Origin of the sequence: Nonomuraea sp. CA-143628 (assembly GCF_050942315.1) — a bacterium.
GTDB lineage: Bacteria > Actinomycetota > Actinomycetes > Streptosporangiales > Streptosporangiaceae > Nonomuraea.
On record NZ_CP192072.1, the window covers coordinates 222,928 to 249,038 of the forward strand.

General features: G+C 69.1%; 30 protein-coding genes. 14 read left to right on the forward strand and 16 right to left on the reverse strand.

Annotation, left to right across the window (positions count from 1 at the left end; all coding sequences use genetic code 11):
* Window positions 1-89: 89 nt before the first annotated feature.
* Entirely contained in the window at window positions 90-443 is a 354-nt protein-coding gene (locus ACQP2T_RS01130) for a DoxX family protein (RefSeq protein WP_433514333.1), read from the forward strand.
* Between the two features lie 30 nt (window positions 444-473).
* A complete protein-coding gene (locus tag ACQP2T_RS01135) occupies window positions 474-968 on the forward strand; it encodes a carboxymuconolactone decarboxylase family protein (protein WP_433514334.1) in 495 nt (164 codons plus the stop codon).
* Here ACQP2T_RS01135 and ACQP2T_RS01140 read toward each other — a convergent pair.
* Together ACQP2T_RS01140 and cseB are read right to left on the reverse strand one after the other, a co-directional pair.
* A complete protein-coding gene (locus ACQP2T_RS01140) occupies window positions 956-2,185 on the reverse strand; it encodes an ATP-binding protein (protein ID WP_433514335.1) in 1,230 nt (409 codons plus the stop codon). The genes ACQP2T_RS01135 and ACQP2T_RS01140 overlap by 13 nt on opposite strands.
* Before the next feature lies 1 nt (window position 2,186).
* Complete coding sequence (cseB, locus tag ACQP2T_RS01145) at window positions 2,187-2,885, reverse strand: two-component system response regulator CseB (protein ID WP_433514336.1); 699 nt, start codon at window positions 2,883-2,885, stop codon at window positions 2,187-2,189.
* Between the two features lie 156 nt (window positions 2,886-3,041).
* Here cseB and ACQP2T_RS01150 point away from each other — a divergent pair, with 156 nt between their 5' ends.
* Genes ACQP2T_RS01150 through ACQP2T_RS01170 form a run of 5 tightly spaced genes read left to right on the forward strand, consistent with a single transcriptional unit; the run spans window position 3,042 to window position 10,004 of the window.
* On the forward strand, window positions 3,042-3,533 hold the full coding sequence (locus ACQP2T_RS01150; protein ID WP_433514337.1) for a (2Fe-2S)-binding protein: 492 nt from the start codon (window positions 3,042-3,044) through the stop codon (window positions 3,531-3,533).
* A complete protein-coding gene (locus tag ACQP2T_RS01155; protein ID WP_433514338.1) occupies window positions 3,530-4,489 on the forward strand; it encodes an FAD binding domain-containing protein in 960 nt (319 codons plus the stop codon). Before ACQP2T_RS01150 ends, ACQP2T_RS01155 begins: the two co-directional genes overlap by 4 nt.
* The gene (locus ACQP2T_RS01160) at window positions 4,486-6,810 is read left to right on the forward strand and encodes a xanthine dehydrogenase family protein molybdopterin-binding subunit (protein WP_433514339.1); all 2,325 of its coding nucleotides are present in this window, start codon (window positions 4,486-4,488) and stop codon (window positions 6,808-6,810) included. Before ACQP2T_RS01155 ends, ACQP2T_RS01160 begins: the two co-directional genes overlap by 4 nt.
* A 40-nt stretch (window positions 6,811-6,850) precedes the next feature.
* Window positions 6,851-7,777, forward strand: coding sequence for a hypothetical protein (locus tag ACQP2T_RS01165; protein ID WP_433514340.1), 927 nt, complete (start codon window positions 6,851-6,853; stop codon window positions 7,775-7,777).
* A 16-nt stretch (window positions 7,778-7,793) separates the two neighbouring features.
* Complete coding sequence (locus ACQP2T_RS01170; RefSeq protein WP_433514341.1) at window positions 7,794-10,004, forward strand: heavy metal translocating P-type ATPase; 2,211 nt, start codon at window positions 7,794-7,796, stop codon at window positions 10,002-10,004.
* Between the two features lie 40 nt (window positions 10,005-10,044).
* Here the strand turns inward: ACQP2T_RS01170 and ACQP2T_RS01175 are convergent, their stop codons facing one another.
* Window positions 10,045-10,527: a DUF4396 domain-containing protein gene (locus tag ACQP2T_RS01175; RefSeq protein WP_433514342.1), complete on the reverse strand. Its 483-nt coding sequence runs from the start codon at window positions 10,525-10,527 to the stop codon at window positions 10,045-10,047.
* Window positions 10,528-10,610: 83 nt separating this feature from the next.
* On the reverse strand, window positions 10,611-10,778 hold the full coding sequence (locus tag ACQP2T_RS01180) for a hypothetical protein (RefSeq protein ID WP_433514343.1): 168 nt from the start codon (window positions 10,776-10,778) through the stop codon (window positions 10,611-10,613).
* Between ACQP2T_RS01180 and ACQP2T_RS01185 the strand changes: the two genes are divergently transcribed.
* Window positions 10,699-11,217 carry a TetR/AcrR family transcriptional regulator gene (locus ACQP2T_RS01185; RefSeq protein ID WP_433519690.1) on the forward strand — a complete coding sequence of 173 codons (519 nt, stop codon included), beginning with the start codon at window positions 10,699-10,701 and terminating at the stop codon, window positions 11,215-11,217. The two genes, ACQP2T_RS01180 and ACQP2T_RS01185, sit on opposite strands and share 80 nt — an antisense overlap.
* An 18-nt stretch (window positions 11,218-11,235) precedes the next feature.
* On the opposite strand, the gene ACQP2T_RS01190 is transcribed toward ACQP2T_RS01185, so the two are convergent.
* Complete coding sequence (locus tag ACQP2T_RS01190) at window positions 11,236-11,844, reverse strand: DUF2218 domain-containing protein (protein WP_433514344.1); 609 nt, start codon at window positions 11,842-11,844, stop codon at window positions 11,236-11,238.
* Window positions 11,845-11,925: 81 nt separating this feature from the next.
* On the opposite strand from ACQP2T_RS01190, the gene ACQP2T_RS01195 reads away from it, so the two are divergent.
* Both ACQP2T_RS01195 and ACQP2T_RS01200 read left to right on the forward strand, forming a co-directional pair.
* Entirely contained in the window at window positions 11,926-12,522 is a 597-nt protein-coding gene (locus ACQP2T_RS01195) for a TetR/AcrR family transcriptional regulator (RefSeq protein WP_433514345.1), read from the forward strand.
* Between the two features lie 85 nt (window positions 12,523-12,607).
* Window positions 12,608-14,035, forward strand: a complete 1,428-nt coding sequence (locus tag ACQP2T_RS01200) for an MFS transporter (protein WP_433514346.1) — start codon at window positions 12,608-12,610, stop codon at window positions 14,033-14,035.
* Between the two features lie 7 nt (window positions 14,036-14,042).
* Here ACQP2T_RS01200 and ACQP2T_RS01205 read toward each other — a convergent pair whose 3' ends face one another.
* On the reverse strand, window positions 14,043-14,711 hold the full coding sequence (locus ACQP2T_RS01205) for a hypothetical protein (protein ID WP_433514347.1): 669 nt from the start codon (window positions 14,709-14,711) through the stop codon (window positions 14,043-14,045).
* 6 nt (window positions 14,712-14,717) lie between these two features.
* Complete coding sequence (locus ACQP2T_RS01210) at window positions 14,718-14,906, reverse strand: hypothetical protein (RefSeq protein WP_433514348.1); 189 nt, start codon at window positions 14,904-14,906, stop codon at window positions 14,718-14,720.
* Between the two features lie 792 nt (window positions 14,907-15,698).
* Between ACQP2T_RS01210 and ACQP2T_RS01215 the strand changes: the two genes are divergently transcribed.
* Window positions 15,699-16,088: a YbaB/EbfC family nucleoid-associated protein gene (locus tag ACQP2T_RS01215; protein WP_433514349.1), complete on the forward strand. Its 390-nt coding sequence runs from the start codon at window positions 15,699-15,701 to the stop codon at window positions 16,086-16,088.
* Window positions 16,089-16,107: 19 nt separating this feature from the next.
* Window positions 16,108-16,476 (forward strand): YbaB/EbfC family nucleoid-associated protein, encoded by a 369-nt coding sequence (locus ACQP2T_RS01220; protein ID WP_433514350.1) that lies wholly within the window; start codon window positions 16,108-16,110, stop codon window positions 16,474-16,476.
* A gap of 73 nt (window positions 16,477-16,549) precedes the next feature.
* Here ACQP2T_RS01220 and ACQP2T_RS01225 read toward each other — a convergent pair whose 3' ends face one another.
* The 5 genes from ACQP2T_RS01225 to ACQP2T_RS01245 form a co-directional block, all read right to left on the reverse strand.
* Complete coding sequence (locus ACQP2T_RS01225) at window positions 16,550-17,554, reverse strand: hypothetical protein (protein WP_433514351.1); 1,005 nt, start codon at window positions 17,552-17,554, stop codon at window positions 16,550-16,552.
* Window positions 17,555-17,619: 65 nt separating this feature from the next.
* Complete coding sequence (locus tag ACQP2T_RS01230) at window positions 17,620-18,192, reverse strand: hypothetical protein (RefSeq protein WP_433514352.1); 573 nt, start codon at window positions 18,190-18,192, stop codon at window positions 17,620-17,622.
* A 75-nt stretch (window positions 18,193-18,267) separates the two neighbouring features.
* Window positions 18,268-18,756, reverse strand: a complete 489-nt coding sequence (locus ACQP2T_RS01235) for a hypothetical protein (RefSeq protein ID WP_433514353.1) — start codon at window positions 18,754-18,756, stop codon at window positions 18,268-18,270.
* A 139-nt stretch (window positions 18,757-18,895) separates the two neighbouring features.
* Complete coding sequence (locus tag ACQP2T_RS01240) at window positions 18,896-20,437, reverse strand: isopeptide-forming domain-containing fimbrial protein (protein ID WP_433514354.1); 1,542 nt, start codon at window positions 20,435-20,437, stop codon at window positions 18,896-18,898.
* A 188-nt stretch (window positions 20,438-20,625) separates the two neighbouring features.
* A complete protein-coding gene (locus tag ACQP2T_RS01245; protein ID WP_433514355.1) occupies window positions 20,626-21,039 on the reverse strand; it encodes an ArsR/SmtB family transcription factor in 414 nt (137 codons plus the stop codon).
* A gap of 498 nt (window positions 21,040-21,537) precedes the next feature.
* On the opposite strand from ACQP2T_RS01245, the gene ACQP2T_RS01250 reads away from it, so the two are divergent.
* Window positions 21,538-21,957 (forward strand): hypothetical protein, encoded by a 420-nt coding sequence (locus ACQP2T_RS01250; RefSeq protein ID WP_433514356.1) that lies wholly within the window; start codon window positions 21,538-21,540, stop codon window positions 21,955-21,957.
* A 70-nt stretch (window positions 21,958-22,027) separates the two neighbouring features.
* Here the strand turns inward: ACQP2T_RS01250 and ACQP2T_RS01255 are convergent, their stop codons facing one another.
* The gene (locus tag ACQP2T_RS01255; protein WP_433514357.1) at window positions 22,028-23,059 is read right to left on the reverse strand and encodes a cation diffusion facilitator family transporter; all 1,032 of its coding nucleotides are present in this window, start codon (window positions 23,057-23,059) and stop codon (window positions 22,028-22,030) included.
* A 523-nt stretch (window positions 23,060-23,582) separates the two neighbouring features.
* Here ACQP2T_RS01255 and ACQP2T_RS01260 point away from each other — a divergent pair.
* Entirely contained in the window at window positions 23,583-23,831 is a 249-nt protein-coding gene (locus ACQP2T_RS01260) for a hypothetical protein (RefSeq protein WP_433514358.1), read from the forward strand.
* 148 nt (window positions 23,832-23,979) lie between these two features.
* Here ACQP2T_RS01260 and ACQP2T_RS01265 read toward each other — a convergent pair whose 3' ends face one another.
* From ACQP2T_RS01265 to ACQP2T_RS01275, 3 genes are all read right to left on the reverse strand, one after another.
* Window positions 23,980-24,330: a DUF3703 domain-containing protein gene (locus tag ACQP2T_RS01265; RefSeq protein WP_433514359.1), complete on the reverse strand. Its 351-nt coding sequence runs from the start codon at window positions 24,328-24,330 to the stop codon at window positions 23,980-23,982.
* 64 nt (window positions 24,331-24,394) lie between these two features.
* A complete protein-coding gene (locus ACQP2T_RS01270) occupies window positions 24,395-24,793 on the reverse strand; it encodes an ArsR/SmtB family transcription factor (RefSeq protein ID WP_433514360.1) in 399 nt (132 codons plus the stop codon).
* A 408-nt stretch (window positions 24,794-25,201) separates the two neighbouring features.
* Window positions 25,202-25,870: a DUF4142 domain-containing protein gene (locus tag ACQP2T_RS01275; protein ID WP_433514361.1), complete on the reverse strand. Its 669-nt coding sequence runs from the start codon at window positions 25,868-25,870 to the stop codon at window positions 25,202-25,204.
* Between the last annotated feature and the right edge of the window lie 241 nt (window positions 25,871-26,111).

The following is a 26,111-nucleotide window of genomic DNA, read 5'->3' on the forward strand; positions in this document are numbered from 1 at the left end:
GTTTCGTCGGGCTACCGAGATCCGGATCGCAGCGATCAACGACGCACGGGCCGGACGTTCTCGCAGCTGACAACCACAAAGGAGAGCTTATGTTCACCGCTTATGTCGCGGTCACCATCTTCGCCGCGCTCTTGTTCGGCAGCGCCGCCGTCGTCTACCTGATCGGCCACGAATTTCCCAAGGCCCAGGCGGACATGAAGCGCCTGCCACGGTCGTGGGTACCGGTGCTGGGCATGATGCTGGCGGCGGGCTCTTTGGGGCTGCTGGGCGGGTTCGCCGTGCCGATGCTGGGGACACTCGCCGCCTACAGCCTCGTGCTGTACTTCGTCGGCGCGCTCCTCGCGCACCTGCGAGTGGGTTCCCGCAAGCTCGTGAACTGGGGCGGATTCTTCCTCACCGCGGTGGCCGCACTGGCCGTGAACCTGGCCTACCACTGGTCCTGATCCATAGAGATCGAGAAAGGAAACCTCGCCATGTCCACACCCACCACGACCGAGCAGTCACGCCTGCCCGACCCCGCCCAGTTCTTCCCCGAACTCGGCCAGATCGCCGGAGCCATGCTCAAGGCCACCCTGAACGGTGCGATTCCGCAGACCACCGTCAACCTGCTGCAACTCCGCGCCGGGCAGATCGTCGGCAGCACCTACCACACCGTCCGGCAGACCGGCCTCCTCCGCAAGGCCGGGGAAACGGAGGAGCGCATCACGGCGGTGGCGTCATGGCAGGACGCCCCCTACTTCACCGACGCCGAACGGGTCGCGCTGGAGCTCGTGGAGGCGGTCCTCTCCCCGAACCCGTCCGGGGAGCGCGTCCCCGACGAGCTGCACGCCAAGGCGTCCGCCCACTACGACGCCAAGGCGCTCTGGACGCTCACCCTGGCGATCAGCCAGATCTTCTTCTTCATCCCCGTCGCCCTCATCGGCAAGCCGATCCCCGGTAAGCCCCCTGGGAAGAACTACACCGGGTGATGAAGGCGAAGCGTGGCCGTCGCGCCGCCGTCCGGGGCGTTGGCGAAGGCGAGATCGGCGCCGATCACCCGTGCCTGTCCGGCGGCGATGGCCAGGCCCAGGCCATGGCCGTGGCCACGCTCGGCCCCGCCCGTACGGAAACGCTGCGGCCCCTCCGCCAGCAACCCGTCCGGGAATCCGGGGCCGTGGTCGCGTACGACGATCGTCATGTCGTTCACGGCGACCTCGACCGGAGAGCGCCCGTGGCGGTGGGCGTTGACGACCAGGTTCGTGATGATCCGGTCGATGCGCCGCGGGTCGGTGTCGACGACCGGCTCACCGGTCACCGTCAGCCGGACCGCGAGCTTCGTCCGGGCCACGCACTCCTCGACGACCCGGCCCAGCGGCACGGGACGGCGATCGGCCCACTCCGCGCCCGCGTCCAGCCGGGAGATCTCCAGCAGGTCCTCCACCAGCGCCCGCAGCACCCGCACCCGGTCACGTACCAGGTCGGTGGCCTCGCTCTCCGGGAGCAGTTCGGCCGAGACGACCAGCCCCATCAGCGGGGTACGCAGCTCGTGGGCCACATCGGCGGTGAAGCGCTGCTCGCTCAGCAGCCGGTCCCGCAGGCTGTCGGCCATCGAGTCGATGGTGGCCGAGATGTCGGTGATCTCGTCGCCGCCCCGGCCGCCCATCATGCTCCTGGCCTCAAGGTCGCCGTCCGCGATCCGCCGCGCGGTGCGGGCCACCCGCCTCAGCCGCCGGTTGGAGGTCTCGGCGGCCAATACGGCCAGAGGTACGACGATCGCGAGCGCGACCAGCGACGCCTTCACGATGTTCCGGTCCAGGGCCCACAGACCGCGTATCTCCGAGCCCATGTCGATCTGCACGGCGAGCACCTGGCCGTCGATCCGCTGCGCCGCCCACATCCAGGGAATGTCCGGCCGGCGGTCGTCGTACCAGGTGCTGAAGCGGCCGGTGCTCCTGGCCTGCTGGAGCAGCGCGGGCGGGACCTGAGTGGGCTGCGGCGCGTCGCCCGTACGCCGGTAGGTGTCCACTTCGGCCAGCAGCGCGCTGAAGGCCCGGTCCCTGCCCAGGTTCATGGACCGGTCGAAGGCGCTCCGGTGGACCAGCACCCCGACCGCCAGCGCGACCGCGCAGGACGTCATGGCCACCAGTGCGGCGATCTTCCAGCGCAGCGACCGCCAGTTCAGCAGCCCGCGTGCGGCCTTTCCCACGTCAGCGCCGCAGCTTGTAACCGAAGCCGCGCACCGTCTCGATCCGGTCGGCGCCGATCTTCTTGCGCAGCCGCTGCACACACAGGTCGACGACGCGGCTGTCCCCGTCCCAGCCGTAGTCCCAGACGTTGCGCAGCAGTGTCTGACGGTCCAGCACGATCCCCGGATTCGCGGCGAACTCCAGCAGCAGCCGCAACTCGGTGGGAGCCAGCTCGACCAGCTCACCGGCGCGGCGCACTTCCAGCCCTTGCGGATCGATGGTCAGGTCCCCGAAGACCAGGCCGGTGGCCTCCTGGACGTCTTCCGGGCCCGGAGTGAAGGAGGCCCGGCGCAGCAGCGAACGGATTCTGGCCACCAGCACGGAGGTGTCGACCGGCTTGACCACGTAGTCGTCGGCCCCCGCCTCCAGCCCCGACACCACGTCCAGGGCGTCACCCCGCGCGGACATCATCAGGATCGGCACCAGGCTCCACTCCCTGACCTGCCGGCACAGCCCGATGCCGTCCAGTCCTGGCAGCATCACGTCCAGCAGCAGCACGTCATGCCGCTCGTCCCTGAACAGTTCGAGGCCGGTCAGACCGTCGCCCGCCGTGCTCACGCGATAGCCGTAGCGCTCCAGCACCATCCCGACGGTCTTGCGGATCACCTCGTCGTCCTCGACGAGCAGCACGGTCACCGGAGCCGACCCCGAAAGCGACATTTCTCCCCAAAGGCTTGACGCAACAGACGATACAAGCCGCCGACATCCGCGACGCCTCAGCCGTGTATCAGCCACGAATCAACCCTCATACGGAGGAGGGGTATAGTCCGCACTCTACAACCCGTACACAGATGTACGAGATAGCGGGGAATGCGGATGCCATCCATTCAAGTGCGGCTCTCGGTGAACGGCCGCGAGCACGAGCTGGAGCTGGACACCCGGGTCAGCCTGCTCGACTGCCTGCGCGAGCACCTCGGCCTGACCGGTACCAAGAAGGGCTGCGACCAAGGGGCCTGCGGCGCCTGCACGGTGCTGCTGGACGGTGAGCGGGTCAACTCCTGCCTCGTGCTCGCCGCGCAATGCGCGGACGCGGAGGTCACGACCATCGAGGGGCTGGCGTCGTCGGAGGTCGGCCGGGCGATGCAGGAGGCGTTCGTCCGCAACGACGGCCTGCAGTGCGGCTACTGCACTCCGGGCCAGGTCTGCTCGGCCGTGGCCATGCTCACCGAGTACGAGGCCGGGGTGGCGAGCGCCGTGGGCGAGTCCGGCCTGACGGATGCCGAGATCAGGGAACGGCTGGCGGGCAACCTGTGCCGGTGCGGCGCGTACAACGGGATCCTGGCGGCGGTGCGGGAGGTCGCCCGGTGAACCCGTTCTCCTACGTATCGGCCACCGACACCTCCTCAGCCGTTGAACTCGCCGCAAAAGGGGCGAAGTACCTGGCGGGCGGCACCAATCTCGTCGACCTGATGCGCCAGGGCATCGAGACGCCGCACGAACTCGTGGACATCACCCGGCTGCCGCTCGCCGACATCGAGGAGCACGCGGGCGGCCTGCGGATCGGTGCCTTGGTCCGCAACACGCGGGTGGCCGCCGACGAGCGGATCCGTGATCGCTACCCGGTGCTCGCCCAGGCCATCCTGAACGGCGCCTCCCCTCAGCTGCGCAACCGCGCCACCGTGGGCGGCAACCTGATGCAGCGCACCCGCTGCGGCTACTTCTACGACCGGCACTCGGCGTGCGGCAAACGTGATCCGGGCAGCGGCTGCGACGCTCTCGACGGGTTCAACCGCACGCACGCCATCCTCGGCACGAGCGAGAGCTGCGTCGCCGTACATCCGTCGGACATGTGCGTGGCCCTGGCCGCGCTGGACGCCGTGGTCAACATCGCGGGCCGCGACCCCGTACCGCTGGTGGACTTCCACCGCCTGCCCGGAGACACGCCGCACCTGGAGACGGTGCTCGCGCCGGGGGAGCTGGTGACCTCCATCGACCTGCCGCCGGCCCAGCCGGGCCGCTCGGTGTACCTCAAGGTGCGCGATCGGGCCAGTTACGCCTTCGCGCTGGTCAGCGTGGCCGCCGTCGTCCGCATGGAAGCGGGCCGCGCCACCGGTGTGCGCATCGCGCTGGGCGGAGTCGCCGCCAAACCGTGGCGCGCGTACGAAGCCGAACGGCTCCTGACCGGCACCACTCTCGACGACGAACTCATCCACCAGGCGGCCGAACAGGCGCTGACCGGCTCCCGCCCACGCGCGCACAACGCGTTCAAGGCCGAGCTGGCCCGGCGACTGATCCGGCGAGCGTTGCAAGGAGTCAGGTCATGAATCTCGCCGCCCGCGGCTTCACCCTCGCCGGCAAGGCGCTGACCAGGCTGGCCAGGCTCCTGCCCGACGGCAGGCCCGATCCCCTGGCCCACCGCCGCGCCGAGCTCGGCAGGCCCGCCGACCGGCTGGACGGCCGCGCCAAGGTCACCGGCGCCGTCCGCTACACGGCCGAGCGGCAACTCCCCGGCCTCGCCTACGCGGTCGTGGTGGGCAGCACCGTCGCCAGGGGCCGGGTCACCGCCGTCCACGTCCCGCGGGCGCCCGGTGTGCTGCTCGTGATGACCCACGACAACGCGCCCGCGATGAAGCGCACCCCCGCGTACGCCACGATGAAAGGCCCGCTCGGCGCCGCCGCGCTGAGCCTGCCGGTGCTCAACACCGACGAGATCTTCTGGTACGGCCAGCCCATCGCGGTCGTCGTGGCCGAGTCCCTGGAACAGGCCCGGTACGCGGCGTCGCTGATCCACGCCGACTACGAGCCGTGGCCCGCCAGGCTGTCGATGGCCGACGGGAAACCGTACACGCCCGCGCACGCCGTGCTGGAGGAGCCCGTGACCAGGCGCGGCGATGTCCGCACGGCGCTCAAAGCGGCGGCGGCCACGGTCGAGGCCGAGTACACCACGCCGCTCGAACATCACAACGCCATGGAACCGCACGCCACCGTGGCCCACTGGGAGGGCGAGCGCCTCACGGTCTACGACACCGCGCAGTACCCCTACGGCGTCAAGGAGATGCTGGCCAAGAAGTTCTCACTCGCCGAGGAGAACGTCCGCGTGCTGGCGCCGTTCATCGGCGGCGGCTTCGGCGGCAAGACGCCGGCCTGGCCGCATGTCTGGCTCACGGTGGCGGCGGCCAAGCTCTCCGGCCGTCCCGTCAAGCTCGTGCTCTCGCGGGCCGACGTGTTCGCCATGACCGGCGGCCGGGCCCCGACCCGCAGCCGCGTCGCGCTCGGCGCCGACGCCAAGGGACGGCTCACCGCGCTCGTGCACGACGCCCTGGCCCCGTGCACGACCGACGAGTTCGCCGAGGCCGCGGTCGTCGCCTCCCGCCACCTGTACGCCTGCCCCAATGTCCACGTCGTCCAGCAGGTGGTCCGCCTGGACCGCATCCAGAACGCCTTCTTCCGTGGCCCCGGCGTCGCGCCCGGATCCTTCGCGCTGGAATCCGCCATGGACGAGCTGGCCTGGCGGCTCGACCTCGACCCGCTTGAGCTGCGCCTGCGCAACGAACCGGAGCGGGACCCGATGAGCGGCATCGCCTTCACCAGCCGCCACCTGCGCGAGGCGTACACCCTGGGCGCCGAGGCGTTCGGCTGGTCCCGGCGCACACCCGCACCCCGCGCGACGCGGGACGGCCGCTGGCTCATCGGGCATGGGATGGCCGCGGCGATCAACCCCGACGCCGTGCTCATCGCCGGGGTCAAGCTGCGCCTGTCCGCCGACGGCACCGTCACCGTCCGCAGCAGCACCAACGAACTGGGCGCCGGCACCTCGACCGCGCAGAGCCAGGCCACGGCCGACCGTCTTGGGCTGCCTCTCGACCGGATCCGCTTCGAGCAGGGCGATTCCAACGTGGCCAGGACCCGCATCCCCGGTGCCTCGGCCGCGACCACGACGCTCGCCTCGGCCGTCTGGTCCGCCCGCGACAACCTCGTCCGCGAGCTGCTGAAGCTGGTGCGCGACACCGACTCGCCGCTGGCGGGACGGTCGTTCGAGGAGGTGAACACGCGTGATGGTGGCCTGTTCGGGCCCCGAGGGGGTGAGAGCTACGAACGCATTCTGGCCAGGGCCGGGCAGGAGACCGTGGAGGTGGCGGGGAAGTCGGCGCTGCCGTACCAGACCATCAAGCGGGGCACCTACTCCTATGGCGCGCACTTCTGCGAGGTGCGGGTCGACGAGGAGACCGGCGAGGCGCGCGTCACGCGCTGGGTCGGCGCCTTCGACGGCGGCAGGATCGTCAACCCCAAGCAGGCCACCAGCCAGATGCGCGGCGGCATCATCATGGGCATCGGCATGGCGCTGACCGAGGAGACGCTGCTCGACGAGCGCACCGGCCTCATCGTCAACCGTGGCCTGGCCGAGTACCACGTGCCCACGCACGCCGACGTGCCCGACATCGACATCCACTTCGTCGACCGGCCCGACCCGCAGACCCCACTGGGCGCCAAGGGCATCGGCGAGCTCGGCATCGTGGGCGTGGCCGCCGCCATCGCGAACGCCGTCTATCACGCGACCGGCGAACGCGTCCGCTCCCTCCCCATCACTCCGGACAAACTCATGCAGCAAGATTGGAATACGGTAGGGGGGTATAGTATGTTGTAGAAGTCGAAAGCGTTCCTGACGGCCGAGGAGGCGGTATGACATGAACACCGCGAGCAAACTAGGTGCCTACGCCGTGGGGCTGGCCGTCGTCTTCGGCGGCGCCCTGGGCGTCGGAAACGCGGTCGGGGAGGGCACTCCCGCACCGGCGCCGCCCAGCCATGGGAGCGCCCACACCACTCCCACCAAGGTCGGCGCAAAACCGCAGGACGATACCCCCGGGGGGCTGCAGGTGTCCGAGAATGGCTACACCCTCAATCCGTTGACCACCGTCAAGGCCGGCGAGCCCACCGATTTCCGGTTCACCGTGACCGGGCCCGATGGCAAGCCGGTTACCGACTATCAGGTTCAGCACGACAAGAAGCTCCATTTCATCGTGGTCTCGCGTGACCTGGCGACGTTCCAGCACCTGCACCCCGAACAGTCCGGCGACGGGGTGTGGTCGGTGAAGCTGACGCTGGGCGACCCCGGCGCCTACCGGGCCTACGCCGATTTCGCGCCCACGGGTGGGAGCGGTCTGACCCTTGGTGCGGATGTGCCGGTCGCGGGCGACTATCAGCCACGTGCCCTCCCGGCGGTCAGTCGTACGGCGGAGGTGGACGGTTACTCGGTTACCCTGACGGGCGACCTGGTTCCCGGCCAGGCGAGCAAGCTCACGCTGAGCGTGAGCAAGGACGGCAAGCCGGTGACGGATCTGCAGCCTTACCTGGGGGCGTACGGCCACCTGGTGGCGCTGCGGGCCGGGGATTTGGCCTATCTTCACGTACATCCGGAAGAAAGCGACAAGGCCGGGCCCGAGATCACCTTCTACGCCGAAGTGCCCAGCGGCGGCGACTACCGGCTGTTCCTGGACTTCCAGCACGCCGGCAAGGTACGCACCGCCGATTTCACCGCCCGAGCAGCGGCCGGACAGCCCAAGCCCGCGGCGGAGCCGAGTGTCAGCCCGTCCCACGGCGACCAGACGCACTGAGTAGAAAGGGGGAGTGATGTCTTCCCTCACTGAAGGCAGAGCTGTCGAACTCACCATCGGCGGCATGACGTGCGCATCCTGCGCCAACCGCATCGAACGCAAGCTGAACAAGCTCGAAGGCGTGACCGCGACCGTCAACTACGCGACGGAGAAGGCGAAGGTCACCTTCCCCGAGGGCATTGATCCGCAGCAGTTGATCACTGAGGTGGAGAAGGTCGGTTACACCGCCGCTCTGCCCGCCCCGCCCAAGACGGAGGCGCAGCGGCAGGAGGAGCCGGAGGACGAGCTGCGGCCGCTGCGTCAGCGCCTGCGCACCTCGTTGGTGCTGAGCGTGCCGGTGGTGGCGATGGCGATGATCCCGGCGCTGCAGTTCACCAACTGGCAGTGGCTGTCGCTGGTGCTGGCCGCGCCGGTGGTGGTGTACGCGGGCTGGCCCTTCCACAAGGCCGCCTGGACCAACCTCCGGCACGGCGCCGCGACCATGGACACGCTGATCTCGCTGGGCACGCTGGCCGCGCTCGGATGGTCGCTGTGGGCCCTGTTCTTCGGCACCGCGGGCACGCCCGGCATGACGCATCCCTTCACGTTCACCATCGAACGCTCCGACGGTTCGGGCAACATCTACCTCGAGACGGCGGCGGCGGTGACCGCGTTCATCCTGGCCGGTCGCTACTTCGAGGCCCGTGCCAAGCGCACCGCCGGCGCGGCACTGAAGGCGCTGCTGGAACTGGGCGCCAAAGAGGTCGAACTGGCCGACGGCCGCCGCGTCCCCACCGAGCAACTGCAGGTCGGTGACACCTTCGTCGTCCGACCGGGCGAGAAGATCGCCACGGACGGCGTGATCACCGAGGGCAGCTCCGCGGTGGACGCCTCGATGCTGACCGGCGAATCCGTGCCCGTCGAGGTGAAGCCCGGCGACGCGGTCACCGGCGCGACGGTGAACGCGGGCGGCCGCCTGATCGTCAAGGCCACCCGAGTGGGCGCGGACACCCAGCTGGCGCAGATGGCCAGGCTGGTCGAGGAGGCGCAGACCGGCAAGGCGCAGGTGCAGCGGCTGGCCGACCGCATCTCCGGGATCTTCGTACCGATCGTGATCGCGTTGGCGGTCGGGACGCTCGGATACTGGCTCGGCACGGGCAACGGCGTGGCGGCGGCGTTCACCGCGGCGGTCGCCGTGCTGATCATCGCCTGCCCCTGCGCGCTGGGCCTGGCCACGCCGACCGCGCTGCTGGTCGGCACCGGGCGGGGCGCCCAGCTGGGCATCCTGATCAAGGGTCCGGAAGTGCTGGAGTCGACCCGCAAGATCGACACGATCGTGCTGGACAAGACCGGCACGGTCACCGAGGGCAAGATGACCCTGGTCGCCGTCCACCTCGCCGAGGGGGAGAACCGCGAAGAGGTCCTCAGGCTGGCGGGCGCGCTGGAGCACGCCTCCGAGCACCCGATCGCCCAGGCCATCGCCCGCGAGGCCCGATCCGACGCCACGGTGGAGGATTTCGCCAACGTCGAAGGGCTCGGCGTACAGGGCATCGTCGACGGCCACGCGGTGCTGGTCGGCCGTCCCCGGCTGCTGGCGGAGTGGTCCCAGCACCTGCCCGCCGACCTGGAACGCGAGCTCGCCGACGAGCAGGCCAAGGGCCGCACCGCGGTCGCGGTCGGCTGGGACGGCCAAGCCCGCGCCGTGCTGGTGGTGGCCGACGTGGTCAAGCCGACCAGCAAGCAGGCCATCGCCGACCTGCGGGCACTCGGCCTGACGCCGGTGCTGCTGACCGGCGACAACGAGGCCGTGGCCCGTACGGTGGCGGCCGAGGTGGGCATCGACGACGTGATCGCCGAGGTGCTGCCCGCCGACAAGGTCGACGCCGTCAAGAAGCTGCAGACCGAGGGCAAGGTCGTGGCCATGGTGGGAGACGGGGTCAACGACGCCGCCGCCCTCGCCCAGGCCGACCTGGGCCTGGCGATGGGCACCGGCACCGACGCCGCCATCGAGGCCTCCGACCTGACCCTGGTCAGGGGCGATCTGCGGGTGACGGCCGACGCGCTGCGCCTGTCCCGCCGCACGCTGTCCACCATCAAGGGCAACCTGTTCTGGGCCTTCGCCTACAACGTGGCCGCCCTGCCACTGGCCGCGCTCGGCCTGCTCAACCCGATGATCGCGGGAGCCGCGATGGCGTTCTCCAGCGTGTTCGTGGTGAGCAACAGCCTGCGCCTGCGCCGCTTCAAGTAATCCATTCGCGTGGCCGAAGGCGCTCACCGCCTTCGGCCACTCAGTGGTGGTACTGGTGTACCACCGCATGGCCCTTGCCCCGGGAGATCAGCCACTTGTTCACCGGCGTCGTCACCACGAAGGCCACGACCAACGACCCGGCCAGCGACGCCCAGAACAGCCAGCTGGTCAGCCCAGCGTCCATGGCACCGGGCACGAGTACGACCACCGCGTTGTCCATGACCTCCATCACCGCGATGGAGACGGTGTCCGCGGCCAGCGCCACCTTCAACGCGTCGCGAAAGCCGACCCCGGCCCGCAGCACGCCACGCATGGTCAGCCCGTAGCCGAACACGAAGGCCAACACCACCGACAGCACCACGGTGGTGAAGTTGGACAGGCCGGCGGCGGTGCCGATGACCATGCCCAGCACCTCGCCGATGGCGCACCCGGTCAGGCAGTGCAGGGTCGCCTGCGCGGCCACCGTCCACGTGGCCGTGGGCGGGGCGTGGTGATCGGTGGCCGGTTGATCGCTGTGGTCCATGATGCTGCTCCTTTCTGGCGACAAGCCTTGAGCATACTCATAGGGGGTATCGCGCCGCATTTGTCGCGTGTGGCGGCGTGTATCTAGCTCGCCGATTCGTAAACTGGCGAGGTGCCGAAGCTGTGGAACGAGACGATCGAGACGCACCGCCGCACGGTGCATGACGCGATCCTGGACGCCACTGTCGAGCTGGTGCGCGAGCGTGGGCTCCTGGCGGTGACGATGTCGCAGATCGCCGAGAAGACCGGCATCGGCCGCGCGACGCTCTACAAGTACTTCCCTGACGTCCAGGCGATCCTGCTGGCCTGGCACGGCCGCATGGTCGCCGGGCATCTGGAGCACCTCGCCCAGGCGGTGGAGCGCGAGGACGACGCCCGGCTGCGGCTCGAAGCCATGCTGGAGACGTACGCCCTGATGCATCGGCGGATGGCGCGGCACGGCTTCAGCCCCGATCTCGTCATGCTCCTGCACCGGTCCGAGGACGCCGGCCGCGCCCAGCGGCGGCTGCATGACCTGCTGTGCGACGCGCTGACGGCTGCCGCGCGGGCCGGTGACGTACGTGACGACGTGGCGGCGGACGAGCTCGCCGCCTTCTGCGCGCACGCGCTGCAGGCGGCCGTCGACCTGCCCTCGGAGGCCGCGGTCAAGCGCCTCGTCTCCCTTACCTTGGCCGGGCTGCGACCGCGCTGAGCTTGCCTTCAGCGGGACTCAGTGAGGGCCCGCTGAGGGCCGGCGGCGGCGCCTGAGGTGGGCGGTGATCAGGACGGCTTTCGCCAGAGCCATCACCAGGATGATCCCCAGGACGGCGTCCGTACCCAGTCCTGCCCACTGCGGGATCGCCAGCACTCCGGCGGCCAACCCCGCGTGCACGGCCACGGCCAGGACGGCGACCAGCGTGAGGCCGAGCGTCAGGTAACGGCTCCGGTGCGACGGGGCCGTGGCCGGGGCCGGGGCGGGGCTCGTGGTTCCGTCGGGGCGCCGCCAGTCCACGCTCAGGTGGTCACGCCTGCCCATCCTGGTGATGTTCCTGGTGAGAAGGGCTTGGACGCGCTGTAACCGGTCCTCGTCCGCGGCTTCGACCCGCACCGTCAATCCTTCCGGCGTGGCCCGCAGGGTGCAGGTGCCCCAGTCGAGGTCGATGGTGCCGTCCGTCTCGGACCAGTCTGCTTTAACGCTCTTGGGCCTTTCGCCGCCTGCGTGCGGGCCGTGGCCGGGGCCGGTGGGCAGGCCGCGGCCCATCTGGTCGGCATGGCGGCAGAGCTGGACGAGGTAGCGGCTGGCGCGATCGGTCGTGATGTGAGCTTCGACGCGTTGCATGGCTGTCCTTCCAAGGTTTCAGTACAGCGTGCATTCGATATATACACTATGTCTCGCAAAATCGTGTCGTAGGCTGGTCGCATGGTGAAGACCGCGGCACGGCAGCCGGTACCCGCCCGGCGTGCGGACGCCGAGCGCAACATCGCCGCGATCCTTCAAGCGGGCACCCGGCTGCTCAGCGCCGACCCCACGGCCAGCGTGGCCGACATCGCCAAGGCCGCCGGGGTGGGCAGGGTGACCCTTTACGGCCACTTCCCGTCGCGGGAGGCGCTGGTGGACGCGGTGCTCGACCACGCGGTCGGCGTGGCGGAGGCGGTGCTGGCGGACGATTCGATCGACACGGCACCCGCGCCCGAGGCCATGGCCAAGCTCCTGCGGTCGTCCTGGGAGATCCTCGACCGGCACCGCCGCCTGTTCCTGGCCGCCGACCGGACGCTGGCCACGGAGCAGATCAGGAAGCACCACGACCGGCCGCTGCAACGGGTGGAGCGGCTCATCGCGCGCGGTCAGCGCGCGGGCGACTTCCGTACGGACCTGCCCCTGGCCTGGCTGGTGACGACGTTCTTCTCGATCATCCACAGCGCGGCGCAGGAGCGTGAGACCGGTCGGCTGGCGGCCGATGAGGTCGAGCCGGTGCTGATCAAGACGATGCTGGCGCTGCTCTCCAAGCCCATCTGACCGCAGGCTCCATCCAGGAACCCTACCTGTGTATGGTTCACGGGTGCTAACTTGAACATCAGTGTTCGAGTTAAGGAGACTTCGGATGAGTCTTGGCATGCCTTCCGCCCAGACACGCACGAGCGGGTGGGGCCTGCTCGTGCTGCTGTGCCTGGCCCAGTTCATGTTGATCGTCGACATCACAGTGGTGCAGGTGGCGCTGCCCACCATCGGCACGGACCTCGCGCTCGACCGCGAGTCGCTGACCTGGGTGGTGACCACGTACACGCTCTGCTTCGGCGGCCTCATGGTGCTCGGCGGGCGGCTCGCCGACGCGTGGGGCGCCCGTCGCACGCTCATGATGGGGCTGGGACTGTTCACGGCGGCCTCGCTGGTGTGCGGGCTGGCCGGGAGCGGCGCGATGCTCATCGCCGGGCGGGCGTTCCAGGGAGTCGGAGCGGCGCTGCTCTCCCCGGCGGCCCTGGCCGTCATCACCACCACCTACCAGGGCGAACGGCGCGGCCGGGCGCTCGGCGTCTGGGCGGCCATCGGCGGTACGGGGGCGGCCCTGGGCGTGCTGCTCGGCGGCGTCCTGACCGCCGGGCCGGGCTGGACCTGGGTGTTCATCGTCAACGTCCCGATTGGGCTGGTGGTGCTCGCCACCGTGCCCGCCGTCGTACCGCCCACGCCCGGGCGGAGCGAGCGGGTCGACGTACCCGGCGCCCTGGTCGTCACACTGGCGACGGCCCTGCTGATCTACGGGTTGGTGACGGCGGGCGACGCCGGCTGGGGCGCGGCGGGCACGGTGCTGCCGCTGGTGGGGGCCGTGCTGCTGTACGCGCTGTTCGTGTTCGTCGAGCGGTCGGTACGCGCACCGCTCATGCGCGCCGAGACCCTGGCCAGACGGCCGGTGATCTCGGGGACGTTCGTCATGCTGATGGCCACCGGGCTGATGCTGGGGTTGTTCTTCCTCAGCTCGCTCTACCTCCAGAACGTGCTGCGGTTCAGCGCGCTGGAGACCGGGCTGCTGTTCCTGCCCGTGGCCATCGCGATCACGATCGGCGCGCAGCTCGGCGGGCATCTCATCGGCCGGGTCGGCGGCCGGCCGGTGGCGGTGGCGTCCTTCGTGGTGACCGCGGCCGGGGCGGCGCTGATGACCCGCATCTCGCCCGACGCGAGCGCGTACACCACGCTGCTACCTGGCTTCGTGCTGGCCGCCCTGGGAATCGGTCCGGCGTTCGTGACGGCCACCACCACGACCATGGCGAACATCCCGCCCGGCGAGAACGGCGTCGCCTCCGGCGTCATCAACACCTTCCACGAACTCGGCGGCTCGATCGGCGTGGCCGTCATCTCCACGGTCGCCGCGTCCAGCCTCGGCCCCGGCTCGGCGGCGGGCATCGGTGGCTTCGTCTCTGGGCTCACGCTGTGCGCCGTCGCCGCGGGTGCCGCGGCAGCCATCGCGCTGTGGCTGGTGCCACCGGGCAAGCCCGCGGCGGCGTTCGTGGGCCATGGGCACGGGCACGGGCACTGACCGAGTGCTAATCCTCCTCGCGCAGCCGCTTCAGCCGCGTCTGGGCGAACGAGCGGATCGTCTCGTCCTCGACCATGGCCGCGTGCTCCAGGAGCCCCAGGCCCAGGCTCGCCGCGGCCGCCGCGGCGAACAGCCGGGTCACCGGGTCGCCTTCTTCCATTCGGAGGAAGATGCCGGTCCGGTCGGGCTCCTCGTCATCCTGGAGGATCAGCCACTCGACCAGCTCCTTGAGCTGACCGGGGGGCAGACAGGACGTCCCTGCCTCAAGCTGCTCGATCGAGGCCTCGGCCAGGAACTCCAGCATCTTCCAGCGGATGGCCTCATCGGGGTCGAGGCTCAGGTTCAGGACCTGCGCGATGATGGGCCCGTGCCGCCCGTCGGCGTTCGCCAGCGCCACGGTGATCGCGTAGTAGCGGACATTGCGGATCGGGCCGGCCAGGAGGGCCGGGAGCTCGTCGATCATCGGGGCGGCGAGCTCTACCAGCTCCGACAGCAGCCAGGCGCCGGTCCTGACGACCACCTCGTTGTCGCTGTGGAGGAGCCGGCCGAGGTTCTCGACGGGGTATCCCGCGTACAGCTCGCTGAGCAGGTCGTTGGCCGCGGTGCCCACGATGTCGTCGTCGGTCGGGTGCGTGCGGATACGCTCGATCAGCTCATCGCCTAGTTGCGTCCGCATCGGCTGCTACCGCCTCCTTCTGCGATCCGACCCATCGAACTCTCCGGAGCGGTCGTGGTATTCGTAGCGCCTGAGGTTCATCTGGACGTCGCCGTACTCGTCGTCGTATCGCTGCCGCCGCACGTTCTCCTCGAACTCCCGGAGCTCTTTCTCCTCCCTCTCGATCCGCTGCGCGTGCCCGACCTCGTAGCCCAATCTTCCTTCCGCAGCTCGAGGCTCTTTCTCCTTTGAGCGAGGAGTTCATTCGCCTCATCCCGCGTCATTCCGCTGGCACTGGTGGGAGCGTCGCCGTGAATTCTTCCGTCGTTCGTTACGTTGTACCCCTGTCCACCGCTGCCGCGGTTGTCACCCCTGCCCCTTCCCCAGCGCCTTCTGCTGCCGCTGGCCATCCGGGCGATGCCGCCTTCACCGCCGAGACCACGGAGGCGGCGCCGTCCAGGCTCGCGGGCGCCACGGATAAAGCCTGACCGGCCTGCGCGAGGGATCGGCCGTTGACGCCGAGCCTGTTCCACTGGGTCTGCATGGCTTCGGCGGAGCCGCCGTGATAATTCTGCTGCGCGCCGCGGACGGCCGTCTCCGCCTGTGTCACCGGCGTTCCGCGCGTTCGCGGCCTCGGCTTCGGAGTTGTTCCTGACCACGCGGTCGAGCCCGTCGCCGGTTTCGCCGAGCGCCGTGGACAGGACGGTGAGCGCGGCCATCGAGGTCTCTTGGGCATCGGCGTAAATGCCGGCGAACATGCCGTCGTCCCCCAGGCTGATCTCCAATCCCGTCATGCCGGATGACCATACCTCGACATTTTCCCAAATGCGCGCGGCGCTGAAAGTTTTCATCGGTCATCGGTACGGAAGAAGAGCGGAAGAAAAACGGAAGAGCGATCTCCTAATATTCTCCGTCGTCGGCCACGACCAGTTAGGAAAAGCGATAACCGAGTGCCCGCGCTTTGTGCCACTGCGGCGGGCCCCTTCACCGAACCCGTACGGAGTCGACATGTCTGCACCCACCCCAGAGCAGGACGCGGCGTTCCTGGCCGAGTACGTGGACCGCTCCCGAGAGATCATTCGTGGCCTGTACGCCGCGCAGACGGCCATCGGACAGCTGGAGGGTCGGTCGGAGAGCGCCGACGGTCTGGTGTGGGCGACCGCTGACGGCCAGGGCCGGGTGACGCGGCTGAGCATCAACCCGCGGGCGCTGCGAAAGAGCGAGCGGGAGCTCGGCCACGAGGTGACCGCGGTGCTCCAAGCGGCCCAGAACGACGCCGCACGGCAGGCGCAGGAGGTCGTGGACAAGGCGTCGAGCCGTGCCGACGCCCTGCCGGAGCCGCTCGACGAGACCTTCGTCCGCGCACGGGGCGAGCAGGCCATCCGCGATCTCATCTAGCTCATCCAGGAGGCGCAGCGTGTACTTTCCGGAGAACGACTTCGGCGTCCGGGACGTGGACGGGCCCGCCCGCGAGGGCGCGCGGATGATGGCCGCCCTGGAGGCGGCCCAGGAGGACCTCGACAAGATCGTCGGCACGGCCAAGAGCCGGTCGGGCCACGTCGAGGCATCCGTGAACCCCGAAGGCCGCGTACTGAACGTCTCCTTCGGCCCCCGCGCTCTGCGCATGGGCAGCCAGGACCTGGCCGAGGAGGTCATGGCGACCCTCGACCTGGCGGGCGCCGACGCCCAACGCCAGGCCGACGCCCTCCTGCGCGACACCCTTCCCGGGTACGACCTGGAGCAGGCCGCCGTCGACCTCCGGCGCGTCATCGGCGACTGGCGCTGACCTCCGGCGCCGGCGGCGTGACCTACGACACGAGCGGGGTCAGGCCACTGGCGGCCGCCCACGCCCTGGAGGTTCAGTAGGTGATGAATCCGTACAGCGCCATATGGTTCGACATCGTGCTGCTCACCGTGTGATCGATGCTCGACGGCTGCACGGCGCCCTTGACGAACAGATAGTCGATCTTTCTGGAGCCGGACGTCACCTTCGCCCCATAGCCGGTCATGCCGAAGCCGCCGAGCGTCGTGGAGGCGATGTTCGCACGATTCGCGTCGATCCCGATCACCCGGATCGTCGAGGCGTTCATCAAGCTGGTGGCGTCCGCGCCGACGTGGATACCGGAGTCGGCGATGCCCGTGTCACCCGCGCCCGCGCAGGCGTTCGCTCCGTTCTGTTCTGGAAGGTGCATGGTCGCGGCGAAAACCGTGGTGCCCGTTTCCTTGATCGTGAACTTCGCCGCGATGGCGCTCGTACGCTTCCATTTGTAGGCGTTGGTGCTGCCATCGTCGTTGCTCGGCGGCTTGTACAGCGTGCACCCGGCTCCGCCGCCGTACGATGTCCCGGGCTTTAACCAGCCCGCACTCCAATACGCGGAAATGTCGCCCGCCGCCAGGCTCAGCGTTCTGGTGTTGTAGACGATGCCGTTGGTCTGCTTCTTCTTCAGGTCGCCCAGCGCCTGCTGAGCGCACTTGTGCGTGGCGCCCCACGCCTCGGGGTCGTCCCAGGCCACGATCGCCTTGTAGGTGCCCGCCGGATATCCGAACTTGGCCGAGAGCTGGTCGGCGTAGGCCGTGGCCTGTCCGGTGCCGCGTACCTGCTGCACGATCAGGAGATCGGGAGCCTGCACGCCGGAGGTGCCCGTCTTGCCGTTGTCGTCGACCAGCATCGACGTGAGGTGGTCCGGGCCGGAGATCCGGGTGCAGGAGCCGTCGGCGTTGTTCCGCACCAGGTTCTCGATGTTGTTGTAGACGCGCAGAACTCGGTCGGCCGCTTGCGCCTGCGCGACGGGGGTCGTGGTGGTGGCCAGTGCGACGGCGGCCGCGAGCGTGATCGCGCCGGATGATCGATGAATGAACGACATGATCGCAGGGTAACGATCGACGCTGAGAGCACCCCGCGACCGTGAACTCTCGATCCTGCCCCCGGTCATTCCACGTTGGGGAGATCGAAAGGTGGGCCCAGCGGGGGGTCGTTGGCCAGGTCGAACGCGGCGGCGAGGATGCTGACGACCTGAGGCATGGCCTGAGGCGCCAGCTCGTACTCGCCGCGCCGCCGCTGCGTGATCAGCCTGGCGCTCTGCAGCGCGCGGAGGTGGTGATAGAGCTGGCCGCTGGTGGTCTGCTCGCCGTCTCCGGCAAGTGACTCTTGGAGATCGGTGCTGGTGCGCCGCCCCTGCCGTAGGAGCGCCGCGAGCAGCGCCAGCCGCGGCTGACTGCCAAGGGTCTCCAGGATGTGGGCCACCGGTGCCCAGTCGGCCGACAGCAGATCGGCGAGGGAGAGCTGCCTGTCCCAGAGAGTTTCGCCGGCGGCCAGCCGTGAGGCTCCGATGTAGCCCACTGTCCCGAGCTTGTCCTCTTTCTTCGCCTGGCGAAGCATGCCGGTGGCCGCCGCGCTGAGTGACGGCGACTCCGGCGAGCGTCGCGGTGGGCCGGCGGTGTCGAGCCGACTCTCCAGGTGGGCGATCCGGCGTTCGAGTGCGGTTAGTCTGTCCTCGCTCATCGGGCTCTCCTACGTTATTCCGTTATTACGGAGCAGCGTAGGAGATTGGTGCCGTGCATGGCAATGGGTGAAGTGTCAGCAGGCTGAGATCCATCTGACGAACACGGCCCTGGACGGGATGCCGTTCGGCACCACCACGACGTGGTCCCATTCGTAGACGACGCTCGGTCCCTCGTCGCCTTCGGCGGGCACCATGTCGGGCGAGTCCAGGGGGCTCGTGCCCGTGCTGCCCACGCTGGCCACCACGCGCTGCTGGGCGTCCATGAAGACGAGCTGGCTGTGCCAGACGTCGGCGTGCTTGGTGAAGTCGGTGTCGCTCACGGCGTGCACGTGGACGCGAGTAGTGCCGCTCTCGATATAGACGTAACTGGGAAACTCCAGATGGCAGTCCCCGACCTTCCAAGGGCTGCCGAACGCCCCTCGCGCGAAGAGCGAGCTCGACGTGAGCGACAGAATCCTGGAGTCGGTGGCGGCGTCGGCGGAGGCTGGGGTCGGGATGCCGAGCATGGCGGTGAGTGAGACGATCGCGGCGACGGTGAAGAGACGCGGTCTTGAGATGCGCATGGATCCCCCTGAAAGGCAGTCTTGCCCTTTAGGCGTTCCACGCCGTTCCTTCTGCGGCCCAGGGGCCTCGCGTCCCTGCCACGAGGCGATCGGTGGCAGGGACGCTTGCCGGTCGAATGCGTCGACCGGAGTCCTGTCGCTAGCTCTTCGCCTTCTGCCCGGTTTCCTTGATGCAGTACGGGCAGAAGGGTTCAGGGTCGACGCAGACCTTGACGCTGTCGGAGTCGTTGGCGGGATCGAGATCCAGTTCCTTGCCGTCGGCGGTGGCCGCGTTGGTCGTCTCTCCGATCGCTGTGGCCTTGGCATGGATGGTCAACGTGGCCGAGGCGCCACTGGCCAGCGTGCCGACCGTCCACATCCCGCTCGCCGGCGCGTAGGTCCCGTTGGAGGCCATGGCGGACACGAAGGTGAGGTTGGCCGGCAGCGTGTCCTTGACCGTGACCCCCGTCGCGTCGTTCGGGCCGGCATTGCGTACGGTGACGCGGTAGGTGACGGTCTGGCCCACGGTCACCTTGGTCGAATCGGCGGACTTGACCACGCTCAGGTCCACGGCCGGGTTGACCTTGGTAACGGCGTCGCCGCTGGTGGAGGTCAGCCGTTCCGGCTCCGGGCCCAGCCGGTTCTCGTAGCCGACCGTCCCCTGGTTGGTGACCTCTCCGCCCGCGGCGTCCCGGCCGACCTTGACCTTGAACTCCACGGTGGTGCCGCCGGGCAGGCCCGCGGCGTTGGGCAGTGAGCCGCCGGCTGTGGGGGTGGCGCCGTTCCCGAGGGTGAAGGAGACCTTGCCGGCCGTGGCGTTGAACTCGCCCTGGTCATCGCCCGCCTGATCGGTCTTGTCCCCGCTGCCGGGGCCGTCGACCACCCGGAGCGAGCCGGGCACGTAGGTGGTCCCCACCGGGACGGTATCGGTGAGGCGTACGTTCTCCGCCGGGGCGCCGCCCCTGTTGACCGCGGTGAGCCGGTAGGTGATCACGTCGCCGACGTCGACCGGCCCCTGCGGGCTCGCGGATTTGCTGACGACGACGCACGGCGCGGTCGCGAAGTGGATGTCGTCGAGCAGGTTGCCGAAGGTGGCGTTCCCTCCGGCCGCCGAGACGGAACGGAAGGCGAACCTGGTGGTCGTCTGGCCCGCGGGCACGATGTAGATGCCGGAGTAGGTGCCCCAGCTCCCGGTGCCGTCCGACATGACCTTCTGTTGCACCGGGGACGCCGGATCACCGATGTCCAGGGCCATCGTGTCGACCCCCAGCCGGCCGCGGTGGGACAGCCGCCAGTACAGCTTCGCCCCCGGGGTGGTCGCGTGGTCCTGGTACAGGGTCGAGACCTGGTTGGCGTTCAGCTCGGCCAGTTGCCTGCCCTCCTTGGGCGGGGTGTTGGCCGGGTTCGGCGGGCTGGCCCACAGCTCGATCATGTGGTCGGTGGCGGTGGTGAGCCAGCCGGGCACGTGGTTCGGCGCACCGGTCTGCGAGGCGTCAGGGAACGAGGCCCACGTCCCGCTGACGACCGGCTGCTCGAAACCGCCGTTGACCAGCGACACCTGGTCGGGGCATGAGGCGGGATCCGGCGCGACCCGCGAAACCGCCGGGGCGGCGTCGGCCGGGACCGCGCCGATCAGCGTCAGCGGAAGGGTCGCCGCCGCGAGGGCGGCGACCGGGTAACACATCCATCGGATGCGCCTCATCGTGATGTTCCTCTCGTCGCGGAGTACTGCCTTCATCCACCGGACCGGGGAAACCGGCACCGGCGCCGGACGGCAGCCTCACCCGACGAGGGCATGCGGCGGCACGCGACACGTACGGTCGCACCAACAGTTGGCTTGATCTTGTTCAGCGCGTACACGACCCTCGGGCCTGGCGTGTCCCGCACCTATCAGGTGTTCCCGCCGCGTTCGGGATGGATGGCGTCGGTGTGCTCGGTGTGGGCGAGCGCCAGGTCGAGCAGCATGCGTACGTGCGGGTCTTCCAGACGGTAGTAGGCCATCCGGCCGGAGCGGCGCGCGGCGACGATGCGGTGGGCGCGCAGCAGCCGCAGGGCGTGGGAGACGGCGGACTCGCTCTGGCCGGTCACGGCGGCCAGGTCGCACACGCACAGTTCGCCGTCCAGCAAGGCGACCAGGAGCCGCAGCCGGTTCGGGTCCGACAGCAGCCCGAAGATGTCGGCGGTGTCGGTGAGATCCTCGGCGGCCGGCATCCGCTCGCAGACGGCGGCTACGCGATCGGCGTCGACCACTTTGGCGGCACAACCGTCCATCGCCAACACGCCCTCATCTGAAGAAGCATTCATATGAGCAAGATAGAGCGTCGCCTGGACAGCATGTCAAGTGCAGTCTTTGTCGGCATATGTCGCATAGCGCAGCCGTGAAGAGCAGCTCGAACAAGGGCATGGTCTCCCGCAAGCGCATTGGACGAGCGGGGCCACCGCGAACAAGGGCGCCTTCATCGCCAAGGCCAGGCGCGCCGCCCTGAACGAGGCCGGCGACGCCGCGGCGAACTGACGGCACGCGTCGCCGAGGCCACGGCGCGCCGCTGGACGTCGAGCCCAGCTACGACGAGCTCAAGGCCAAGATCGACGCGGCCCTGACGTCATGACGGCGGTCCCCTGCACCTCGGCACCGGGGCGGGCGTCGTCTTCAGGTACGTGAGCCTGGCCACGGTGGGCAGGCAGTCTTCGACAGGGCGCACGCATGAACTTCTATAACTTGTAGAAAATTATGCTCAGGCGCCGAACTGGCGACCGTCCCTTGACGTATCTCCCATCGATCGCAGTTTGGGAGGCTACGCCATGTCTGCTCGGTTGAAATGCGCTATCACCACTCTGGCCGGGCTCGTTCTCGTCGCCGGGTGCGGTTCGAACGACCAGCCCAAAATTGCGGCGAACCCTCTCTACCAGAATGCGGTGCTGAGCGCCGAGGACCTCGCCGCGAAGCTCGGTTGCAAGCCCGAGATGCGGACCAAGGCCGCCGAGCTCCGCCAGGGGATCTGCAAGACGGCCGACGGAAACTACGCGGTCACCAGCTTCACGACGGAAAAGGGCCGGAAAGACTGGCTGGATTATGCGCTGATGTACAAAGGCACCCATCTCGTCGGACGCCAGTGGGTCGTCACAGCCGAGCCTCCCGTCCTGGAGACCTTGCGCAAGAAACTGGGCGGCGAGCTCCAGAGCAGTGACGGCAACGGCTCCAGTCGCACTTCGGGCACGTGATCTCCCTTTCCGGCCAGGCGGCTGTCGGGCACGGCCGGGATCGCGTCGTCGCCCGGCCGTGTCCGGTGCTTCAGTGGCCGGCGTGGCCGTCCGCGTTCGCCACCGGTCCGGGCCTCAGCCTGTGATGGGTGGGGCCGTGCGGGTCGGCGCAGTGCTGGACGAGGCGGCGCAGGGCTCCGTCGTCGTCGAAGGCGTGGGTGTCGGAGGTGGCGTGGTCGATCTGCAGGGTCGTGTGCTCGATGCCGTGCTCGTCATTGAGGTAGCCCTCGACGGCCATGCGGGCGGCGTGACAGTCGGCTCCCGGGGTCACCAGCACGTGGGCCGACAGGGAGAGGTATCCGGAGGTGACCTCCCAGATGTGCAGATCGTGCACCTCGACCACGGCGTCCAGGGCGACGATCTGGCGGCCGACCTCCGCCGGGTCGAGTTCGGGCGGTGCGGCCTCCATGAACACCCGTCCTGAGTCGCGGACCAGCCCCCAGCCGGCCTTGAGCATCAGGGCGGCGACCACCAGGGCGGCGATGGCGTCGGCGCGGGTCCAGCCGGTCAGCCAGACGATGAGCCCGGCGAGGGTGGTGGCGATGAAGGCGTACAGGTCGTTGAGGATGTGCTGGAAGGCGCCCTCGACGTTGAGGCTGGAGCGATTGGCCTTGGACAGCAGCCAGGTGGCTGCCACGTTGATGGCGATGCCGGCCAGCCCGGTGACCACCACGAACAGGCCCTCGACCTGGCCCGGCTCGATCAGGCGACGGATGCCCTCGAAGGTGAAGTAGGCCGCGAGCAGCAGCAGGGTGATGCCGTTGACCTGGGCGGAGACGATCTCGGCGCGCTTGAGGCCGTAGGTGAAGCCGCCGCGGGGCGGGCGGGCCGCGATCCGCATCGCGACCAGTGCGAACATGAGCGCCATCGCGTCGGTGAGCATGTGACCGGCATCGGAGATCAGCGCCAGGGAGCCGGCGATCAGGCCGATCACCACCTCGACGGCCATGAACCCGACGATCAGGGCGAGCGCACCGCTCAGATAGCGCCGGTCCGCTTGCGCGCTGACCGCATGCCCATGCCCATGCCCATGGGTTCGGTCGTGCTGGTGTTGATCAGACATGCGCTGAGCTCCTTGTGACATCTGCCCAAGTGTTCATATATGCACATGATTGCGATTCCAGGGATCTCTCGTCAATACGTCAGGGCGTCAAACTCTCTCGCTTCTACATATGAACATCACATCAGATATCTAAACGCTTTGTAGTATGTCCACTACTCTCCGTGGAAGCCGGCTTGGGTCAGGTGGTCAGGACCTGACCTTTTGCCCCCAAGCCCACTGGATGGGGCAGCCACGCGCACAGGGAGGGCTGGCGCATGAGACCTGTCCACAGGGCTGACCGCGGCTGGAGGTCGATCACGGCCGCCGTGACGCGGCCGCCGTTCTTTCGAAGTCTCTGCCGTTTCCAGCCCGCGCCTACCGACCGGGGCGTGCCATCACCGCAGCACGGGCACGCCCCACCCATCCGGGCGCTGGACGCCGCCCTGCTCGACCTGGGGCGCAAAAGCCCGGGACGGCCGACGGCTCTCGCGCCGCCACTTCACCGCCACCGCCTCTATCGCCGGAACCGGCGACCACCGCGCAGTTGCGCGCCGCGCTGGCGACCGGACGACTCGGCCTGGAGTCGCTGCTGTCACGCAGGGACGCGACCACCATCAGCGCCGGCCTGGAGCCGATGCTGCGCGCTCTGCCCGGGCGCCCGCCCGCCGAGATCGACCGAACACCACGACAGGCCAAGATCGACGCTGATGCCAGTATCGGCGACCTCGCGCCGCGCCGGCGCCATCTTCTTCTCACCGTCCTCGGCGAGGCCCCGGCGAACCCGAGCCGGTGACTCCCGCACGGCGCGTCGTGACATGCGGGAGCTCAGGGGGAAGTCGTGTCAGTCAGTTTCTTGAGGAGCTGTTGTACGCCCGGCAGCCGGTCCTTGATCTCGTCAGGAGGTACGCCGTCGAGGGTGAAGATCGGTGTCTTCGACCGGTTCAGGCGGTCTGGAGCAGCTCGGCCAGGTCGGCGGGCATCGGCATGGGCTGGGTCAGACTCACTGTGGCGCGCCCGGTGTTGCCCTCGGGGTAGCGGCCCAGCGCCGAGCCTGGCGCGGCCACGATGATGCGCACGACCTGCCCGAGGGCTTCGCGCCGGTCGCGCAGGCGGACGGCCAGGGCGAACATGGCGACGTGGTTGGCGGTGTGCGGCCAGGGCCAGGGCTGGGAGATGATGTGCGCCCGTTCCAGGTGCCGCCACCTGGCCTCGGGGTCGGTGGTGGTGCGGGCGGCGCGCATCTCGGCGCGGTAGGCGGCCCGCACGCGGCTGGGCATCGGACGGCCGATCATCGGGATTCCTCCTGTGTAGACGAGCAGCAGCCGAGGCGACCTCCATCGGGCAGGTTCACCGCGCTCATGACATCGGTTCCAGCTCGGTGTCCCCGTCGCCGGTCTCCACCCCATAGGTCGGGCACAGCGCCACGGCGTGGCCGGTGGCGGCGAGCAGGTGCTCGGCCGAGGCCAGCAGGTCCATCAGCTCGGGCCGGGTCAAGCTGTAGAACGACTGCCGTCCTTCGGCCCGGTAGTCGACCAGGCCGCAGTCGCGCAGGCAGGCCAGGTGCTTGGACACCGTGGACTGGGCCAGCCCGAGCCGGCTGGTCAGATCCACGACGCGGGCCTCGCCGCGCGCGAGCCGCTGCACGATGCGCAGCCGGGTCTCATCGGCCAGGGAGTGGAACAGCGCCGCCGCCGGGGAGATGCCGGCGGCGATGTCAGCGCTGACGCACCGGCCACCTTCAGAATCGATCGCCATATGGCGATGATAGCCCGATGCGGGCATGCCAGCGCAAGAGGGCTGGTTTCGGATGCCTGCCCTTTTAAGATCGGGGACGCGCTGCGGCTCACGGACGCCGAGCCCGACCACCTCCACGTCCTCGCGGGAACCACGCCGAGCCGTACCGGACCACATCGGCGCGACGTCCGCCCGAGCATCCTCGCGCTCCTTGAGCGGCTGCCGCAGACGGCCCCCATCGTGGTGCCGGCCGCGTTCGATGCGCTCGCGTGGAACGACCTCGCGCCGCGCTCATGGAGGACTCCTGGCTCTTCTGGACGTCCTTGGAACCGAGTACGTCAAGGTGAGCAGGCCACTCTGACGGAGCCGGACAGGATGGCGGCGTTGCCGCCCTGGGCCCTCTACGTCAGCCGGCCAGGGGCTTGGATCTCATGGGAGCCTGCCCTTTTGATCCACGAACGCGGTGGGAGGAATAGGCGAGGGGGTCGGAGCCTCGGGCAAATCAGTGTGCTCGACCAGGCCGGTGCTTTCCAGGTACGTCATGTGACGCATGACGAAGTTGATGCCTTCTCCTGCGAACTTCCTGATCTCGGAATTACGGGTGCCGGCCCGCACCGCGGCCAGGGTGCTGAAGACCTTGCCGTGGGCGGCACGCAGCAGGTTGGCGTAGTCCTGGTCGAAGGCGGGGCCGCTCTCCGCCGCGAGCTGCGCCATCCAGCTTTGCTGGTCGCCATTGGGTTCGTTGGGTAGGGCCACGCCCAGCTTCTGGGCGGTCTGACGGGTCATCACGTCGAGCTTTGCGTGTTCGCTCATGATCTGTTTGCCGACTTGCTTGACACGCGGGGATGCGGCACGGGTCGCGGCGTATTCGCCTGCGGGCATCTCCCACAGGCCGGCCTGCCGTACCTTGATCAGCAGATCGCGATCGGCAGCCGAGAGCGGACCCGAGGACGTCTGCTTCCATTGAGCGGCGGCGGGGTCGGCTGACGGAGGGATGACCACCACGATCGCCACCGCGGCCGCCACGACGAAGCCACCGAGCAGGAGGAATTCGGCGCGGGCAAGCCTACGCCCGGCCGAAGGCGTGCTGTTCGTCATTGGCCTACCTCCACTTGATGCGTGTGCTTCTTTTCAGAGGTACGCGAGCTTGGCTCAACGAGTTCGACGTCATGTAGAAGCCGATCGGCCAGGTGACCACGGTGTCCGGCCCCGACGACCCAGGCCGGCGATGGCGTGCACCAGCGGCTCGGGCTGTCGGACGCTCTGATCCATGGGCCCATCAAGGCCGAGCAGGCTGGCGCGCGGCCCAGAACGATATGGCCCTCGTGGCGTGTCACCC